General features: G+C 31.9%; 17 protein-coding genes. 14 read left to right on the forward strand and 3 right to left on the reverse strand.

What is annotated here, in order from left to right:
- The first annotated feature begins 33 nt into the window (after positions 1-33).
- Genes ACFS5M_RS09255 through ACFS5M_RS09270 form a run of 4 tightly spaced genes read left to right on the forward strand, consistent with a single transcriptional unit; the run spans position 34 to position 2,474 of the window.
- Positions 34-531 (forward strand): acyl-CoA thioesterase, encoded by a 498-nt coding sequence (locus ACFS5M_RS09255; RefSeq protein ID WP_183488118.1) that lies wholly within the window; start codon positions 34-36, stop codon positions 529-531.
- Positions 532-583: 52 nt separating this feature from the next.
- Complete coding sequence (deoC, locus tag ACFS5M_RS09260; RefSeq protein ID WP_183488120.1) at positions 584-1,252, forward strand: deoxyribose-phosphate aldolase; 669 nt, start codon at positions 584-586, stop codon at positions 1,250-1,252.
- 4 nt (positions 1,253-1,256) lie between these two features.
- A complete protein-coding gene (gene deoD / locus ACFS5M_RS09265; protein ID WP_183488122.1) occupies positions 1,257-1,955 on the forward strand; it encodes a purine-nucleoside phosphorylase in 699 nt (232 codons plus the stop codon).
- 9 nt (positions 1,956-1,964) lie between these two features.
- The gene (locus tag ACFS5M_RS09270; protein ID WP_183488124.1) at positions 1,965-2,474 is read left to right on the forward strand and encodes a SixA phosphatase family protein; all 510 of its coding nucleotides are present in this window, start codon (positions 1,965-1,967) and stop codon (positions 2,472-2,474) included.
- On the opposite strand, the gene ACFS5M_RS09275 is transcribed toward ACFS5M_RS09270, so the two are convergent.
- Positions 2,467-3,204, reverse strand: a complete 738-nt coding sequence (locus ACFS5M_RS09275; protein ID WP_183488126.1) for a DUF6503 family protein — start codon at positions 3,202-3,204, stop codon at positions 2,467-2,469. The genes ACFS5M_RS09270 and ACFS5M_RS09275 overlap by 8 nt on opposite strands.
- 84 nt (positions 3,205-3,288) lie before the next feature.
- On the opposite strand from ACFS5M_RS09275, the gene smpB reads away from it, so the two are divergent.
- The 4 genes from smpB to ACFS5M_RS09295 all read left to right on the forward strand — a co-directional run bounded on the left by smpB (position 3,289) and on the right by ACFS5M_RS09295 (position 7,352).
- On the forward strand, positions 3,289-3,747 hold the full coding sequence (smpB, locus tag ACFS5M_RS09280; RefSeq protein ID WP_183488128.1) for an SsrA-binding protein SmpB: 459 nt from the start codon (positions 3,289-3,291) through the stop codon (positions 3,745-3,747).
- A 68-nt stretch (positions 3,748-3,815) separates the two neighbouring features.
- Positions 3,816-6,284, forward strand: coding sequence for a DUF5686 and carboxypeptidase regulatory-like domain-containing protein (locus tag ACFS5M_RS09285; protein ID WP_183488130.1), 2,469 nt, complete (start codon positions 3,816-3,818; stop codon positions 6,282-6,284).
- 22 nt (positions 6,285-6,306) lie between these two features.
- Positions 6,307-6,834 carry a hypothetical protein gene (locus ACFS5M_RS09290; RefSeq protein WP_183488132.1) on the forward strand — a complete coding sequence of 176 codons (528 nt, stop codon included), beginning with the start codon at positions 6,307-6,309 and terminating at the stop codon, positions 6,832-6,834.
- Positions 6,835-6,836: 2 nt separating this feature from the next.
- Positions 6,837-7,352: a DUF1648 domain-containing protein gene (locus tag ACFS5M_RS09295; protein ID WP_183488134.1), complete on the forward strand. Its 516-nt coding sequence runs from the start codon at positions 6,837-6,839 to the stop codon at positions 7,350-7,352.
- On the opposite strand, the gene ACFS5M_RS09300 is transcribed toward ACFS5M_RS09295, so the two are convergent.
- Positions 7,353-8,630, reverse strand: coding sequence for a T9SS type A sorting domain-containing protein (locus ACFS5M_RS09300; RefSeq protein WP_183488136.1), 1,278 nt, complete (start codon positions 8,628-8,630; stop codon positions 7,353-7,355).
- Between the two features lie 3 nt (positions 8,631-8,633).
- Positions 8,634-9,275, reverse strand: a complete 642-nt coding sequence (locus tag ACFS5M_RS09305; RefSeq protein ID WP_183488138.1) for a protein-L-isoaspartate(D-aspartate) O-methyltransferase — start codon at positions 9,273-9,275, stop codon at positions 8,634-8,636.
- 125 nt (positions 9,276-9,400) lie between these two features.
- On the opposite strand from ACFS5M_RS09305, the gene ACFS5M_RS09310 reads away from it, so the two are divergent.
- The 6 genes from ACFS5M_RS09310 (at position 9,401) to ACFS5M_RS09335 (ending at position 16,588) form a co-directional block, all read left to right on the forward strand.
- Positions 9,401-10,360, forward strand: a complete 960-nt coding sequence (locus ACFS5M_RS09310; RefSeq protein ID WP_183488140.1) for a Gfo/Idh/MocA family protein — start codon at positions 9,401-9,403, stop codon at positions 10,358-10,360.
- Positions 10,361-10,380: 20 nt separating this feature from the next.
- Positions 10,381-11,271: a 3-hydroxyacyl-CoA dehydrogenase family protein gene (locus tag ACFS5M_RS09315; protein ID WP_183488142.1), complete on the forward strand. Its 891-nt coding sequence runs from the start codon at positions 10,381-10,383 to the stop codon at positions 11,269-11,271.
- A gap of 65 nt (positions 11,272-11,336) precedes the next feature.
- Positions 11,337-12,575 carry a DUF1015 domain-containing protein gene (locus ACFS5M_RS09320; RefSeq protein WP_183488144.1) on the forward strand — a complete coding sequence of 413 codons (1,239 nt, stop codon included), beginning with the start codon at positions 11,337-11,339 and terminating at the stop codon, positions 12,573-12,575.
- 2 nt (positions 12,576-12,577) lie between these two features.
- On the forward strand, positions 12,578-13,240 hold the full coding sequence (locus ACFS5M_RS09325) for a YggS family pyridoxal phosphate-dependent enzyme (RefSeq protein WP_183488146.1): 663 nt from the start codon (positions 12,578-12,580) through the stop codon (positions 13,238-13,240).
- 10 nt (positions 13,241-13,250) lie between these two features.
- The gene (locus ACFS5M_RS09330; RefSeq protein ID WP_183488286.1) at positions 13,251-14,630 is read left to right on the forward strand and encodes an exonuclease domain-containing protein; all 1,380 of its coding nucleotides are present in this window, start codon (positions 13,251-13,253) and stop codon (positions 14,628-14,630) included.
- Complete coding sequence (locus ACFS5M_RS09335) at positions 14,627-16,588, forward strand: DUF3857 domain-containing protein (protein ID WP_183488148.1); 1,962 nt, start codon at positions 14,627-14,629, stop codon at positions 16,586-16,588. Before ACFS5M_RS09330 ends, ACFS5M_RS09335 begins: the two co-directional genes overlap by 4 nt.
- Positions 16,589-16,608: the final 20 nt, after the last annotated feature.

Below are 16,608 nucleotides of genomic sequence, written 5' to 3' on the forward strand. Positions count from 1 at the left end.
TAAAAATATACCAATAGGTATAAAATAAACAATATGAAAAACTTACCAAAATTATTAGAAAGCAAAGCAAAAATTAGATTTCAAGATTGTGATCCATTTAATCACTTAAATAATGGAAGCTATATAAATTATTTTATGAATCATCGTGAAGATGAGCTCGTGTCAAAATATGACATTGACATCTATAAAATGGCTAACACTATAGGCAAAAGTTGGGTGTCTAGTAGTAATCAAATTACATATATTAGACCTGCATTATTAATGGAAACTGTAATTATTGAATCTCAGTTAATAAATTATACAACATCAGATCTATATGTAGAAATGAGAATGTATAATGCAAATAAGAGTCAACTAAAAGCAGTTATCTGGTCTGGTTTCACACATTTTAACTTACTAAAGCTATCGCGTGAACAACATACTGATGAGCTGATGAAGCTCTTTCAATCTGTTCATTCTCCTATAGATGCAAAAACTTTTGAAGAACGTATCAAACAAATAAAAAAAAGCAGCAGAAAAACTTTTGTTTAAGTTACTGATAAAAGTCATTTATTTATCTTTATAAAACCTTTAATTTTGTTTTATGAAGTTAAATACATACATAGACCACACACTATTAAAATCAACTGCAACTAAAACAGACATTATACAATTATGTCAAGAAGCTAAAGACCATCAATTCTTTTCAGTTTGTGTAAACTCATGCTTTGTATCTCTTGCTAAAGCTGAATTAAAAGATACAACTATTAAGGTTTGTAGTGTTGTTGGGTTTCCTCTTGGTGCTATGAGCACCAAAGCTAAAGTAGAAGAAACCAAACAAGCCATAAAAGATGGTGCTGATGAAATTGATATGGTCATCAATATTGGCTTATTAAAAAGTAAAGATTTTGACGCAGTTTGGAAAGACATTGAAGCTGTAAAAAAAGTGATGCCAAACAAAACGCTTAAAGTGATTTTAGAGACCTGCTACCTCGAAGAATTAGAAATCATAAAAGCGAGTGAATTAGCAATTAACTCAGGTGCAAATTTTATTAAAACCTCAACAGGATTTGGAACTGGAGGCGCCACTTTTCATGATGTCAGACTTATGAAAAGTGTAATTACAACTTGTGGCACAAAAATAAAAGCTTCTGGAGGGATTCGTGATACAAAAACAGCTATAGACTATATTAACCTTGGTGTAGAAAGAATAGGAACATCTAACGGAATTGCTATTGTGACTGGATCACTTTCCGAAGAAAACAATTACTAATATTATGAGCATACATATAGGCGCCAAAAAAGGCGATATTGCAGAAACAATTTTATTACCAGGAGATCCTTTAAGAGCCAAATGGATTGCAGAAACATTTCTTGAGAACCCAAAATGTTTTAATGAAGTTCGAGGCATGCTAGGCTATACTGGAACACATAATGGAAAACCTATTTCAGTTATGGGAACAGGAATGGGAGTTCCTAGCATTTCTATTTATGCGCACGAATTAATTACTCAGTTTAGTGTAAAAAACCTTATTCGTGTTGGAAGTTCAGGCTCTTACCAAGAACATGTAAAAATAAGAGATGTTGTTTTTGCTATGGCTGCATCTTCTAATTCTGGTGTCAACGAACTTCGTTTTGGTGGTGCGGACTATGCTCCTACTGCTGATTTTGAACTCTTTCAAAAGGCGGTAGAAGTTGCCAAATCAAAAGACATTCCTATTAAAGCTGGCAATGTATTTACTTCAGATGAATTTTATGCCGACGATTTTGAATCCTATAAAAAATGGTCGAAATTCGGAGTTCTTTGTGTTGAAATGGAAACCGCTGGATTATATACTGTTGCTGCAAAGCATAAGGCTAAAGCCTTAACCATACTAACCATTTCTGACTCGTTAGTTACTGGAGAAAAAACAACAAGTAAAGAACGTGAAACCACTTTTAAAGATATGATTGAAATTGCTCTGGAATTAGCTTAACTTAGCACTATGAAATATTTATACTTTTTTATACTTAGTGTTTTAATTTTAAACCCAATATCAGCTCAAACTGAAACATCTTCAGAAACATCGACTTATTATTTTATTCGTCATGCCGAGAAAGACAGAAGTAATGCTTCAGAAAAAAATCCTCATTTAACTGAAATTGGTAAAGCAAGAGCTGAACATTGGAGTGCTGTGTTGAGCTCTATTCATTTTGATGCTGTGTATTCTACAGATTATCACAGAACCCGAGAAACAGCGCTACCAACTGCAACAAAAAACAATTTAGAGCTGTCTTTATATCGTCCTAAGCATATTGATTTGAAAAATTTCTTAAAGGAAACAAAAGGTAAAACTGTACTTATCGTTGGGCATAGTAATACAATACCTCATTTTGTAAATGATGTTATTGGAGAAAAAAAGTATGTCGATATAGAAGATGACAATAATGGCAATTTATATATTGTAACGATTATTAATAAGAGTATTTCAGATCAGGTTTTGCTAATCAATTAACTTGAATATTTTTTAATTCAATTTTTGATAATAATTTAAGTTGATTAGACTCAAATGCTTTATCTAAAGCATTCAATTTCAAAGCTTCATCTATTGGTTTGTAATTTTTATAATCTACAAAACGCAATCCGTTAATGATACGCTCGTTGTAAGCTTCTCTAAATCGCATCCCAACACCATCAGTTTCAATATAAGAATAGGCCAAGTAATCTACTTTAAAGGTTTCTGTATCTATCCAATACACAAATACATCTTCAAAATCTTCTCCTCCACCTTCTTGGTCAAAAGTTACTTTTATTTTATGATAAAATTTATCTTTGATAGTGACCTTACCCAAACTACTTTTGTTTACAGCAGCATCATTTAATCCATAAGGCAATAGAGCAAAATAATGCACCGAATTTACAGATGCAGAATATTTTGGTATCATAGAATCTATTACTACGACAGAATTATTATTCACATAACGCTGAAATCCATCGTTATTTAAAACATCTTTTATGTTTCCAATTGAATCCGTAAACTGTCTTTCATATTGAAAGCTACCTCCTGCTCGATGAGAACGATAGTGTTTACCTCTAAAATCAAATTCTATATTAGCCTTTAAATAGTTTTCACCTCCAGAAACTTCTATGGTTTTGTCAATAATTTTTTCGGCTGTTAATTGAGTTTCTGTCTTACATGCTATTACAAATAGGCAGGATACCACTATATATTTTAAGTTTTGCATGAGAATTAAGTTTATAAACTGGTCGTAAAATTAATCAATTCATAACATTTTATGGCTTAATAAAATTATGTAGTTTTGACAGCGATGAAAAACTCAGTAAATATTAAAAACAAAAAAGCTAAATTCGAGTATGAAATTCTCGATAAATATACGGCTGGAATTGTTTTAACTGGTACTGAAATTAAATCCATTAGAGATAGTAAAGCCTCTATTTCTGAAAGCTTTTGTGAATTTAATGAGCAAAACGAATTGTTTGTTATTAACATGACTATTCAAGAATATGTATATGGCAACTATTATAACCACAAACCTAAAGCAGAACGTAAGTTACTCCTCAATAAACGTGAGCTAAAAAAGTTGGCTAAAGACGTCAATACTAAAGGGCTGACCATTGTGCCTTTACGTTTATTTCTTAATGAAAAAGGACTTGCCAAATTAGACATTGCTTTAGCGAAGGGAAAAAAACTTTTCGATAAACGCGACACCATAAAAGACAGAGATAATAAGCGTAATCTAGATCGAATTAAGAAAAATTTTAATTAAGTTTATGATTACTATAACAATTTTCAGAACACAGATTAGTTAAGTTTGAAAAAACTAAACCATCATTCATGAAGCATAAATTACTTCTCACTGTATTTCTAATCTCTTCATTGTTTTCTTATGCACAAATTATTGGCACAGTAACATCTACAAAAAGTGAACCTCTAGCTTTTGTTAATATTTATATTGAAGGCACATATACAGGAACGACGAGCAATGACAATGGTCGATACGAATTAAACATCACTCAACCAGGCACATATACAGTCACTTTTAAATACTTAGGTTTTAAAACTTTAAAAAAGACTGCTGAGATCTCTAAATTCCCTTTTACTCTAGATGCTTCATTAGAAGAAAATAAAATTTCATTAGACGAAGTTACTGTCAATGCTGAAGAAAATCCAGCAGATATTATTATGAGGAAAGCCATCGCAAATCGAGAGAAAAATCTTGGTAAGATTAAAAATTATACAGCCGATTTTTATTCTCGTGGTTTTATAAAAATTGAAAATGTGCCTGAAAAAATTTTCGGACAAGAAGTTGGTGATTTAGATGGTAATTTAGACTCAACAAGAAGTGGTATGATTTACCTTTCTGAAACCATTTCGAAAATAAAATATTCGTATCCAGATCAATTATCTGAACACATAATTGCTTCAAAAATAAGCGGAAATGATAGTGGTTTTAGTTTTAATACTGCTGTGAGTGCCGATTTCAACTTTTATCAAAATACTATCGAATTAGGCAATCAAATTGTGTCGCCTATTGCCAATTATGCCTTTAATTATTATCGCTTTAAATTAGAAGGGATTTTCTATGACGATAATGGTAATCTCATCAATCAAATTAAAGTGATTCCAAAACGTGAACACGACAGGATTTTTTCTGGAACGGTTTATATTGTTGAAGACGACTGGTCTTTTTATGCTTTAGAACTTGACATTACAGGAGAACAAGCTCAAATTCCTGCAACCGAATTAATTAGTATCAAACAAAGTTTTTCTTATTCAGAACAGGATAAATTATGGTCTTTAATGTCGCAAAGCATCGATTTTGAATATGGCTTTATAGGCATTACTGGCAATGGACGCTTTCATGCTGTTTATAGTGAGTATGATTTTACTCCAGAATTTTCAAAAGATGCGTTTACCAATGAAATTTTAACGTTTGAAAAAGAAGCCAATAAAAAAGACGCTATATTTTGGGACACTAAACGCCCTGTTTTACTTACCGAAGAAGAAGCTACAGATTACGTAAAAAAAGATAGTGTTCAAACGGTTAGAAAATCAAAAAAATATTTAGACTCTACAGATGTGGTTTCCAATAAATTCACCCTTGGGAACCTCTTAGGTTATAACTACCAAAACTCTTATAACGACTGGAATATTGGCTATGGAAGTCCTTTAGAAAAAATTGGATTCAACACTGTTCAAGGCTTTAATACTGGAATGAATTTTTACTATTCAAAAAATATAGATGACTTTAATCGTTATTACAGAATTAATGCAGATATAGAATATGGTTTTAGTGATGAACGCTTTCGTAGTACTTTATCGTTTAGGTATAAGTTTAATGATATCAAACGTCCTTTTTTAACCCTTTCTGGTGGTGTAAAAACACAACAGTTCAATGCTAATGATCCCATTTCTAAAGCTGAAAATTCTGGATTTAGCTTATTTTCTGAACGAAACTACTTGAAAATTTATGAAAAGAGCTTTGCACAAATTGGCTATTCTCAAGAAGTGGTGAATGGATTGCGAATGAATGCCTCAATGGCTTATGAAAGAAGACAACCTTTATTTAACACGACAGACCAAGTATGGTATCCAAAAGCCGATAGAGCCTACACTAGTAATAATCCTTTAGACGAAACTGCTTATGGTATTGCTCCTTTTGAAACACATCATATGCTAAAATTTATTCTTGGAGCTCAAATTAATTTCGGACAAAAATATTTTAGCTATCCTGACAGTAAATGGAACATTCCTAACCGAAAGTTTCCAACCCTCTACTTAGGTTATGAAAAAGGATTTGCTTCATCTGTTAGCGATTATAACTTTAATGAAGTTTCTGCACGATTATCACAAGGACTAAGCTTAGGAAACAAAGGCTATTTTCAATACAATTTAAAAGGAGGTACTTTCTTCGATTCAGATAACATTGCATTTACCGACTATAAACATTTTAATGGCAACCAAATAAATGTAGGAACAGCAGATAGCTACACCAATGTGTTTAATAATTTACCTTATTACGCTTTTAGTACTAATAAATCATATAGTGAGTTTCATGCTGAACATGATTTTAGAGGGTATATTCTAGGAAAGATTCCTTTATTGAATAAACTCAATTTTAATTTAGTTGTTGGTGCTCACAATTTATCTACTCAAGATCGCAAACCCTATCAGGAATATTCAATTGGACTAGACAATTTAGGCTGGGGAACTTTCAGGTTTTTACGTTTAGATTATGTGCGTTCATACCAAAGCGGTTTTGTTAATGATGCAATTATTTTTGGGATTAAGCTTCTAAATTAACTAACTTTATAAAAACTTGATGATGAAAAAACGACTCGCCACTTCGCTCCTATTTTTAATGTTCATATCGATTAGCGCTCAAGAACAAGTTCATAATTATGACGACAAAGTTAAAACCCTAAATCTTACTATAGAAACGCTTTATGCTGTCATTTCTGGTGAAAAAGGTGAAGCTCGTAACTGGGACCTTTTTAGGTTTTTGTTTAAACCAGATGCAAAATTAATTCCAACTGGAAAAAACAAAGAAGGCGTCTATGGACTAAATTATATCTCGCCTGAAGATTATATTGAATCTTCAGGAACATGGTTAATTGAAAATGGTTTTTTTGAAAAAGAAATTCATAGAGAAGTTGACACTTTTGGTAATATAACTCAAGTTTTTAGTACTTATGAATCCTATTATAGCGAATCAGATGACAAACCATTTATGCGTGGTATTAATAGCATACAGTTATTAAACGATGGTAAACGCTGGTGGGTTGTTAATATTTATTGGTTTCAAGAAACCAAAGAGCATCCTATTCCTCAAAATTATTTGCCGAAACATTAATTATGTTTTACGAAGACAGACCAAAAATAAAGCTAAAAAAAACGACTGGAGATAATATCGTTGAGTACACCTCTTTAGGTTTATTAGTCTTTTCAATAATTTACACTCTTTATTTTTACAAAAGCCTTCCTGAACAAATCCCAATGCATTTTAACACTTCAGGTGAAGTAAATGGTTTTGGCTCCAAAGATAGCATTTGGGCATTACATGCTATAGGAATAGCGACTGCTATAGGTTTGTATTTTCTAAATAAGTCGCCTCACATTTTTAACTACCCACAGAAAATAACTATTGATAACGCAAAGAAATACTATACTGATGCCACTAGAATATTACGTTATACTAATCTTGGTATAGTCATAATTTTCACCCTTCTTGAGTATCAAATTATAAACATTGCATTAAAGAAGTCAAGCAGTCTTAGTGGAATTACACAATATATCGTTTTAGCCATTATTGCGACAATAACGCTATTCCCTATAGTTTATGTGTTTAAAAATTTAAAGAAGAAAAAATGACTATTTTTTTACTAGTTTGAATGTTTGTGTTTTATTATCGATTTTCAACTTTAAAAAATAAACCCCTGAAGCAAATAATGACGTATCAATTCCTTCAATAGTATTAGTGATTTGTATCGATTTTCCTGTAACATCATAAAGTATTACTCCTTCGACCAAAGCATCAGAAGCAATGTGAATGGTATCTATAAAAGGATTTGGAAACACCGAAACTGAAGCCTCATCAAAATCAGAAACAGATAGCAAATCACATTCAGGATTAACAGTTATAGAAGTATTAAAGCTGCCATTATCAATAGACCAATTAAACCATTCGCCTCCACTTTCAGTCATCCAATCAGATAAATCAAAATAATTTTCTCCAGTATTCGTCCCAGGAACCTTACACACTTTTATAGCTTCTCCACTTCTATTCCAATTTAAAGGGCTTCCATTCGTACAGTTTTCAGGCTCAAAATCTTCAACACAATTCGCTTGTAAGAAATAAGCATGTTCTTCATAGTTTGGATAATCGCCATACACATAACCTTTTCCATCAGAATCAACACAAACCGCAGTATATTCATTGCATGCAATACCAAAAGCACGCAGGCCATTATCTTGAATATAACGTGCTAAAAAAGTGCTATGCCTTCCTTTTCTATCAGGATCATCATAATGCGAATCTGTGGTTATATGTTCTAAATACGGAATGTCTAAAAAATCATTATACCCTAATGTCATTCTAGAATGATAAGGATTAGATAATGCTTGAGCATTGGTTACTGTTCCATTTTGGGCTGAAAAATAAGCGCTTCCTAAAATTGCCATTCCTGCACTTGTACCACCAATAACACCTTGTTTTACATTAACAAAATGATTTATAGCGTCTTCCATTGCATTGTCTTTAAAATAAGACACATAATTATATTGGTCACCTCCAGCAAACCATATTGCTTCTGCATTGGCAACCTTATTTAACACATAAGGATCTAATGCTCCAGCTTCATTATTGATAACAAACGTAGTCACAGAATTTACAGCAACGCCTAATTCGGAATAAAAATAATCGTTATAACCATCACTTCCTGAAGCACGTAAAACTAAAATATCGCCTCCATTAGCTTTTCGTAAAAACCAGCGCATGGCTTCATCGTGCTCAGTTGCTCCTCCCATTAAACAGATGCCGAAATCTGGAGTAACATCAATACCTACAACATTTCCAGTGCCATATTCAGTAAAGTTTTGCGAAAACCCAAGTTGAGAGACTAGAATAATTAATAAAGTAATTCTTTTCATAATTTAATTTTTATCTTCTAATAAAGGTACAAATCTAAACTCCCCAAATTCTTGCTTTTGAAATTCTTTTTCTGAAGTTCTTATATAAAGCGTCATAATTTGCACCTCATCTCCAACAGGAATCACTAAACGTCCACCTACAGCAAGCTGTGTTAACAAAGGTTTAGGAACAAAAGGTGCGCCAGCAGTAACAATAATACTCTGAAAAGGTGCTTCCTCTTTTAAACCAATATAACCATCCCCAAAAATGAGTTTTTTAGCGCGATAGCCTAATTTTGGTAAAAACTTACTCGTTTTTTTAAATAGCTCCTTTTGCCTTTCAATACTATACACCTTTGCTCCAAGCTCACACAACACAGCAGTTTGGTAACCACTTCCTGTGCCAATTTCTAGAATTTTATCGTCTGTATTCACTTTTAGCAACTCAGATTGAAAAGCAACTGTATAGGGTTGAGAAATGGTTTGATCTGCACCAATAGGAAAGGCTTTATCTTGATATGCATGGTCTAAAAACCCTGAATCCATAAACAAATGTCTAGGAATTTTTCTGATAGCAGCTATAACTCGTTCATCTTTTATGCCTTTTTTAATGAGAGTATCTACTAGTTTTTGCCTTAAGCCTTGATGTTTAAAAGTATCTTTCAAAAAATATATATGTGATTTAAAAATTTAAAAATAAAAGAATCATAAGTAAGAACAAACACTATTTTCTATTTTCTTTTTTCTTTTTTCTGCTTCAAAAAAACTATTTTTGTTGAAAACGTAAAACTATGCTAAAAGCAGGTGTTCTAGGTGCTGGTCATCTTGGGAAAATTCATCTTAGATTACTTCATCAATCTGAAAAATATAACCTTATTGGTTTCTACGATGCTGATGTAGAAAATGCTAAAAAAGTAGAAGCTGAATTTGGCTATACTTATTTTGATTCCATAGAAAAACTTATTGATGCTGTTGATGTTGTTGATATTGTAACACCAACATTATCGCATTTTGACTGTGCCAAACAAGCTATTGCTAAAGGCAAACATATTTTTATAGAAAAACCAATTACCAACACTGTTGAAGAAGCAGAAATCCTTAGAGCTTTAGTTGCAGAGCATGGCGTAAAAGGACAAGTTGGTCATGTAGAGCGTTTTAATCCCGCTTTTATTGGTATTAAAGAGATGTTAGATCAACCTATGTTTATTGAAACACATCGTTTAGCTGAATTTAACCCTCGAGGTACAGATGTTCCTGTAGTGCTAGATTTAATGATTCACGATATCGATATTATTTTAAGTGTTGTTCAATCTAAAGTTAAACAGATTAGTGCAAGCGGAGTTTCGGTTATTAGTGAAACTCCAGATATTGCCAATGCGCGAATTGAATTTGAAAATGGTTGTGTCGCCAATTTAACAGCCAGTAGAATTTCATTAAAAAACATGCGTAAAACACGTTTCTTTCAACGTGATGCTTATATCTCTGTTGACTTTTTAGAAAAGAAATGTGAAGTTGTAAAAATGAAAGATGCTCCTGAAAATCCAGGAGATTTTGACATGATTTTACAAAATGCTGAAGGCATTAAAAAGCAAATCTATTTTGCCAACCCAGAAATAACAAGCAACAATGCCATTTTAGATGAATTAGAAACTTTTGCTGAGGCCATAAACAATAACACAACACCTATTGTGACTCTTCATGATGGTACAGAAGCACTACGAGTAGCTACTATGATAATTAATCAATTTTAATAAAATACAGAATACAACATATGAAAAACGTAGCAGTTATTGGAGCGGGAACCATGGGAAATGGTATTGCTCATACATTTGCACAATCAGGATTTAAAGTCCAACTTATTGATATTAGTGAAGCTTCGCTTAAAAGAGGCATTGAAACCATTACCAAGAATTTGGATCGAATGGTTGCTAAAGAAAAAATTACTGAAGACGATAAACTTCAAACTTTAGAAAATATCACAACATTTACAAGTATTACTGAAGGTGTTGAGTATGCTGGTTTAGTGGTAGAAGCTGCAACCGAGAATGTAGATTTAAAACTCAAAATTTTTAAACAACTTGACGAAGCTTGTCCAGACGATACTATTCTAGCAACAAACACCTCTTCTATCTCTATTACGCAAATAGCTGCAGTTACTTCTCGTCCAGAAATGGTAATAGGTATGCACTTTATGAATCCTGTACCTATTATGAAATTAGTGGAAATTATTCGTGGTTATAACACGAGTGATGAAGTGACTCAAACCATTATGGAAATGAGTAAAACACTGGGTAAAATTCCTACCGAAGTGAATGACTATCCTGGATTTGTGGCTAATCGCATATTAATGCCTATGCTTAACGAAGCCATTGAAACCCTTTATAATGGTGTCGCTGGAGTTGAGGAAATTGATACCGTTATGAAACTTGGAATGGCGCATCCTATGGGACCTCTACAATTGGCAGACTTTATTGGATTAGATATTTGTTTGTCCATTTTAAATGTGATGTATGATGGATTTAAAAACCCAAAATACGCACCTTGTCCTTTATTAGTAAATATGGTAAATGCTGGGAAACTCGGTGTGAAATCTGGCGAAGGGTTTTATGATTATTCCGAAAGCAGAAAAGCAGAAAAAGTAGCTAGGCAGTTTTCAAAATAGGTATTAGTTTTTAGGCAATAGAGAAAAAAACTATTGTCTTTTTACTAATTCCTTATGACTTAATTATGGCGAAAATAATTCCATTTAAAGCAGTACGTCCAACACGAGATAAAGTCAGTCTAGTGGCTTCTCGCTCCTACCAAACTTACACACAAGCTGAACGTGAGGCGCGCTTAGATTATAATCCGTTTTCGTTTTTACACATTGTGAATCCTGGATATAAATATGCACGTGAAATTACAGGAGAAGAACGATATGCCTTAGTCAAAAATAGATACTCAGAATTTAAGGAGGACTGTGTTTTTGTACAAGACGAAACACCATCGTTTTATATTTATAAAATTGTAGATAGAGAACAACAAGTCTTTCATGGTATTGTTGCTGCTGCAAGTGCAGAAGATTACGAAAAAGATGTCATAAAAAAGCATGAAGATACAATTGAATATCGTGAAAATATTTTTAAAGCTTATTTAAAAACTGTTGGTTTTAATGCAGAACCTGTGCTCCTTACCTATCCTGATAATAACACAATAGCGTCTATTATTAAAACCATAGAAAAAGAACGTGCAGAATTTGAATTTACAACAACCTATAGAGATACACATTATTTATGGAAAGTTGAAGACGATTCTATTATTAAAACCATTCAGCAGGAATTTGAAAAAATGAAGACTATTTATATTGCAGATGGTCATCATCGCTCATCTTCATCATGTTTATTGAGTCAAGATTTAAAGCAAAACAATCCAAACCATAAAGGTTCTGAGCCTTATAATTATTTTATGAGTTTTTTTATTCCAGAATCAGAATTACGTATTCATGAATTTAATAGACTTATAAAAGATTTAAATGGTTTATCTAAAGAAGAGTTTTTAATACAATTAGATGCTGCTTTCCGAATTGAAAACAGAGGGAAAATCCCTTATAAACCAAGTAAAAAGCATCATTTTAGCATGTATTTAGACGGTGATTTTTATTCGTTATACTTACGGAAAACCAACTATACTTTTGAAAATTCATTAGATGCATTAGACGCTCAATTATTATATAAAACTGTTTTACAACCCATTCTAGGTATAAATGATCTACGTAACGATAATCGTATTATGTACCTTAACGGAAAAAAGGATACTGTAAATTTAAAAAGCAGCGTAGATAGTGGCGAATTTGCAGTAGGCTTTGGTATGGTTCCTGTAACTATTCAAGAAATGAAACAAATTGCAGATGATGGCTTAAAAATGCCTCCAAAAAGCACCTATATAGAACCAAAGTTACGCAGTGGTGTAACCATATACGAATTTTGAAAATGTCGATAAAATCTAATCTTGAACATATTCAATCACAACTCCCTCAACATGTCACTTTAGTTGCAGTCTCAAAAACGAAACCTATCTCTGATATCATGGAAGCCTATAATGCAGGTCAGCGCATTTTTGGCGAAAACAAAATTCAAGATATGGTGGAGAAATATGAACACATGCCAAAAGATATAAAATGGCATATGATTGGTCATGTACAACGCAATAAAGTGAAATACATGGCTTCTTTTGTGAGCCTAATTCATGGTGTTGAAAATTTTAAAGTGCTTAAAGAAATTAATAAACAAGCTGCAAAACATAATCGTGTTATTGATTGCTTATTACAAATCAAGATTGCTTCAGAAGATTCTAAATTTGGAATGTCACCCAATGAAGCCACAACTATTTTAAATTCTGAAGACACGTCGCTTTTAAAACACGTCAATATTGTTGGTCTTATGGGAATGTCAACATTCACAGACGATGAGAATCAAATTAAAAACGAATTCAACTCATTAAAATCAACTTTTGATACACTTAAAAAACAACACCCTCATTTACATACCATATCTATGGGAATGAGTGGTGATTATAATATCGCTATTGAATCTGGAAGCACCATGATTCGTGTTGGAAGTCGTATCTTTGGTACACGTAATTACTCAAATTAAACAAAAGCTTATTTATACAATAGTAGACATAGAAACCACTGGCGGAAAGTATAATGAAGAAGGTATTACAGAAATCGCTATTTATAGATATGATGGACATAAAGTCATCGACCAATTTATAAGTTTAGTCAATCCTGAACGTGAAATACAACCTTTTGTAGTTAATCTTACTGGAATAAATAGTAATATGCTTCGAAATGCTCCAAAGTTTTATGAGGTAGCAAAACGTATTGTTGAAATTACTGAAGATACGATTCTTGTTGCACATAATGCCAAATTTGACTATCGTATTTTACGCACAGAATTCAAGCGTTTAGGCTTTGAATTTAAACGTAAAACATTATGTACAGTCGAACTATCAAAAGACCTTATTCCTGACCAGGAGTCTTATAGTTTAGGAAAACTCACAAGAGCTTTAGGCATTCCTATTGCAGACAGACATAGAGCCTCTGGTGATGCCTTTGCTACAGTGAAATTGTTTCAAATGCTCTTGGATAAAGATTTGAAAAAGAACATCATTCAAGAAGCGATAAGACAAGAACCTAAGTATCAGCTAGAGCCAAAACACCTAGATATTATTGAAAGTTTACCTTCAATAACTGGAGTATATTATATGCATAAAGCCGATGGTGAAATCATTTATATAGGAAAAAGCAAGAATATAAAAAAGCGTGTCAATCAACATTTTACTAGCACAACTCACAAGTCCAAAAAAATACAATTACAAGTCGCTACAGTTACTTACGAATCTTGTGGTAGCGAACTTGTGGCTTTATTAAAAGAAAGTGAAGCGATTAAACAAAATAAACCCATTTTTAATCGTGCTTTAAGACGAACCATTTTTACTCATGCCTTATATCATTTTATAGATGAAGATGGATATATCAATTTAAAGATTGATAAAGTAGATGGTAGAAAAAGCCCAATAACAACCTTTAGTAATCGGCAAAGTGCTAAAAGTTTTATGTTTACTAGTGTTGATAATTACAAGCTATGTCAAAAACTAACTGGATTATATCCTACAAAATCCAATTGCTTCAATTATACGATTAAAACCTGTGAAGGTGCATGTATCAAAGAAGAAAATCCAGAAGATTATAATTCAAGAGTTCAGCAGTTAATTGACAAAAATTCATTTAAGAACCAAACTATGGTTATTATTGATAAAGGTCGAGATATTGATGAACGCTCTGCAATACTAATCCAAAACGGTATTTTTAAAGGAATTGGATTTTATAACCTTAATTATCAAATTAATAATTTAGAAGTTTTAGAATCTATTATTACACCAATGGAGAACAATAGAGATACACAACATATTATAAAAAGTTATCTTAGGCGTAATAAAAAACTTAAGATGATTCATTTTGACAAAATAGGCAACTTATGAAACAGACACTAACCCTTGTATTTTTATGCATCACACTAAATCTTTTTTCTCAATCAAAATTCAATGCAGAGAATTTTACGGTTACTGCAAACGATTTAGAAATTAACGAATTCAAGAAAGACTCTACAGCTAATGCATTAATGATTTATGAATCTGGGAACAGTTATATCGATAAGAATAGCTTTAATCTTATCACAGAGTATAAGCACAAACTTAAAATATTAAACAGAGAAGGTTTTGATAAAGCCACTATTACAGTGTATTTATATAACAGTGGTAAAAACAAAGAAAAGTTTAAAAACTTAATTGCTGCTACACATAATTTAGATAATGGTGAAGTAGAACATATAAAATTGAAAGCTAATTCTGTTTTCGAAGAAAAGTATAATGCGAACTATACACTTATAAAGTTTACCATGCCAAAAGTGAAGGAAGGCTCGGTAATTACTTATAGCTATACTTTAGAATCTCCTTTTAAATATAAATATAGAGGTTGGGCCTTTCAAGATGACATTCCTAAACTTTATAGTGAATACAAGGCTAGTATTCCTGCAAATTATGAATATAATATAAAACTCGTTGGTGGAAAAAAACTAGCTACTAATGAATCTAAGCGTACACCTAAATGCCTGTCTGGAGGTAATGGTGCTTATGCTGACTGCTTTGATTCTGTTTATATCATGAAAGATGTTCCTGCATTTATAGAAGAAGACTTCATGACTACTAAGGATAATTATTTAGCTAGAATTGAATACGAATTAAAAATATTTAAAGGCTTTGATGGCTCTACAGATAATATCACAAAAACCTGGAAAACAACAGACAAAGAACTTAAACTAGATAAAAGTATAGGACGACAGTTATCTAAAAGTGTAGGCTCTAAAAACTTAATTGGCCAAGAGATAATTAATGAAACTGATGTCTTAAAAAAAGCTGAAGCTTTATATAATTATGTCCAAGACACTTATACTTGGAATGAAAAATATGATTTATTTGGAGAGTCTTCAACAAAAGACCTTCTAAAAAACAAATCAGGAAGTGCTGCAGAAATTAATATTCTACTTCATAACATTTTAGACGAAAATGATATTAATGTCAAACCAATTTTAATTTCGACAAGAAATAATGGACTACCAACAACTGTGTATCCTGTGATTTCCGATTTTAATTATTTAATAGTTCAAGCCACTATAAATAATAAAACTTATTTATTAGATGCCACAGATCGTTATTTAAGCTTTGGAGAACTTCCATTTAGATGTCTTAATCAATATGGTCGTCTTCTGGATTTTAAAGCAGGAAGTTCATGGACAGACATTGAAGCAAATATAATGACATCTATTCAATATCAAGTGAAATTAAAAATTACTGAAGATGAAAAAATTGAAGGTGAAGTAAAATTAAAAAACACTGGAATTAATGCCTTGTATAAAAAGAAAAATTATTATCCTAATCCTGTTGAATATGTAAAGCGCATACAAAACAACTACGAATCTATTGCCATATCAGAACATGAAGTCACAAGTAAGGGTAAAGATGACAATGAGTTTTTAGAGCAGTTTAATATTGAATTTATAGATGCTGAAGTAATTGCAGATCATATATACTTAGACCCTTTTGTTTTTAAATTTTTCACCAAAAACCCTTTTAAACTTCAAGAACGTACCTATCCAATAGATTTTGGTTATAAAGATGCATATTTATACTCATTTGAATTAGATCTAGGTGATAAATATACCGTTGAAGATATCCCAAAAGACCTCAATATTAGACTTCCAAACAATACTGGTGTAGGAATGCTTAACACAAAAGTTAATGGCAATATATTAACCTTATATCTTAAAATTAGTTTCAATAATGCTTTATATGAATCAGAATACTATGAAAGCTTGAAAAAATTCATGAGTTCTATTGTCGATACACAGATCAACTCAATCATTGTATTAAAAAAGAAATAGTATTGAAAAGAAATAGTTAT

This window comes from Lacinutrix iliipiscaria (genome assembly GCF_042686125.1).
Lineage (GTDB): Bacteria > Bacteroidota > Bacteroidia > Flavobacteriales > Flavobacteriaceae > Oceanihabitans > Oceanihabitans iliipiscarium.

Bases quoted from the DNA above. Each gene is read 5' to 3' on its own strand.
- ACFS5M_RS09255 (WP_183488118.1), top strand. From the start codon at position 34: ATGAAAAACTTACCAAAATTATTAGAAAGCAAAGCAAAAATTAGATTT.
- deoC (WP_183488120.1), top strand. From the start codon at position 584: ATGAAGTTAAATACATACATAGACCACACACTATTAAAATCAACTGCA.
- deoD (WP_183488122.1), top strand. From the start codon at position 1,257: ATGAGCATACATATAGGCGCCAAAAAAGGCGATATTGCAGAAACAATT.
- ACFS5M_RS09270 (WP_183488124.1), top strand. From the start codon at position 1,965: ATGAAATATTTATACTTTTTTATACTTAGTGTTTTAATTTTAAACCCA.
- ACFS5M_RS09275 (WP_183488126.1), bottom strand. From the start codon at position 3,204: ATGCAAAACTTAAAATATATAGTGGTATCCTGCCTATTTGTAATAGCA.
- smpB (WP_183488128.1), top strand. From the start codon at position 3,289: ATGAAAAACTCAGTAAATATTAAAAACAAAAAAGCTAAATTCGAGTAT.
- ACFS5M_RS09285 (WP_183488130.1), top strand. From the start codon at position 3,816: ATGAAGCATAAATTACTTCTCACTGTATTTCTAATCTCTTCATTGTTT.
- ACFS5M_RS09290 (WP_183488132.1), top strand. From the start codon at position 6,307: ATGAAAAAACGACTCGCCACTTCGCTCCTATTTTTAATGTTCATATCG.
- ACFS5M_RS09295 (WP_183488134.1), top strand. From the start codon at position 6,837: ATGTTTTACGAAGACAGACCAAAAATAAAGCTAAAAAAAACGACTGGA.
- ACFS5M_RS09300 (WP_183488136.1), bottom strand. From the start codon at position 8,630: ATGAAAAGAATTACTTTATTAATTATTCTAGTCTCTCAACTTGGGTTT.
- ACFS5M_RS09310 (WP_183488140.1), top strand. From the start codon at position 9,401: ATGCTAAAAGCAGGTGTTCTAGGTGCTGGTCATCTTGGGAAAATTCAT.
- ACFS5M_RS09315 (WP_183488142.1), top strand. From the start codon at position 10,381: ATGAAAAACGTAGCAGTTATTGGAGCGGGAACCATGGGAAATGGTATT.
- ACFS5M_RS09320 (WP_183488144.1), top strand. From the start codon at position 11,337: ATGGCGAAAATAATTCCATTTAAAGCAGTACGTCCAACACGAGATAAA.
- ACFS5M_RS09325 (WP_183488146.1), top strand. From the start codon at position 12,578: ATGTCGATAAAATCTAATCTTGAACATATTCAATCACAACTCCCTCAA.
- ACFS5M_RS09335 (WP_183488148.1), top strand. From the start codon at position 14,627: ATGAAACAGACACTAACCCTTGTATTTTTATGCATCACACTAAATCTT.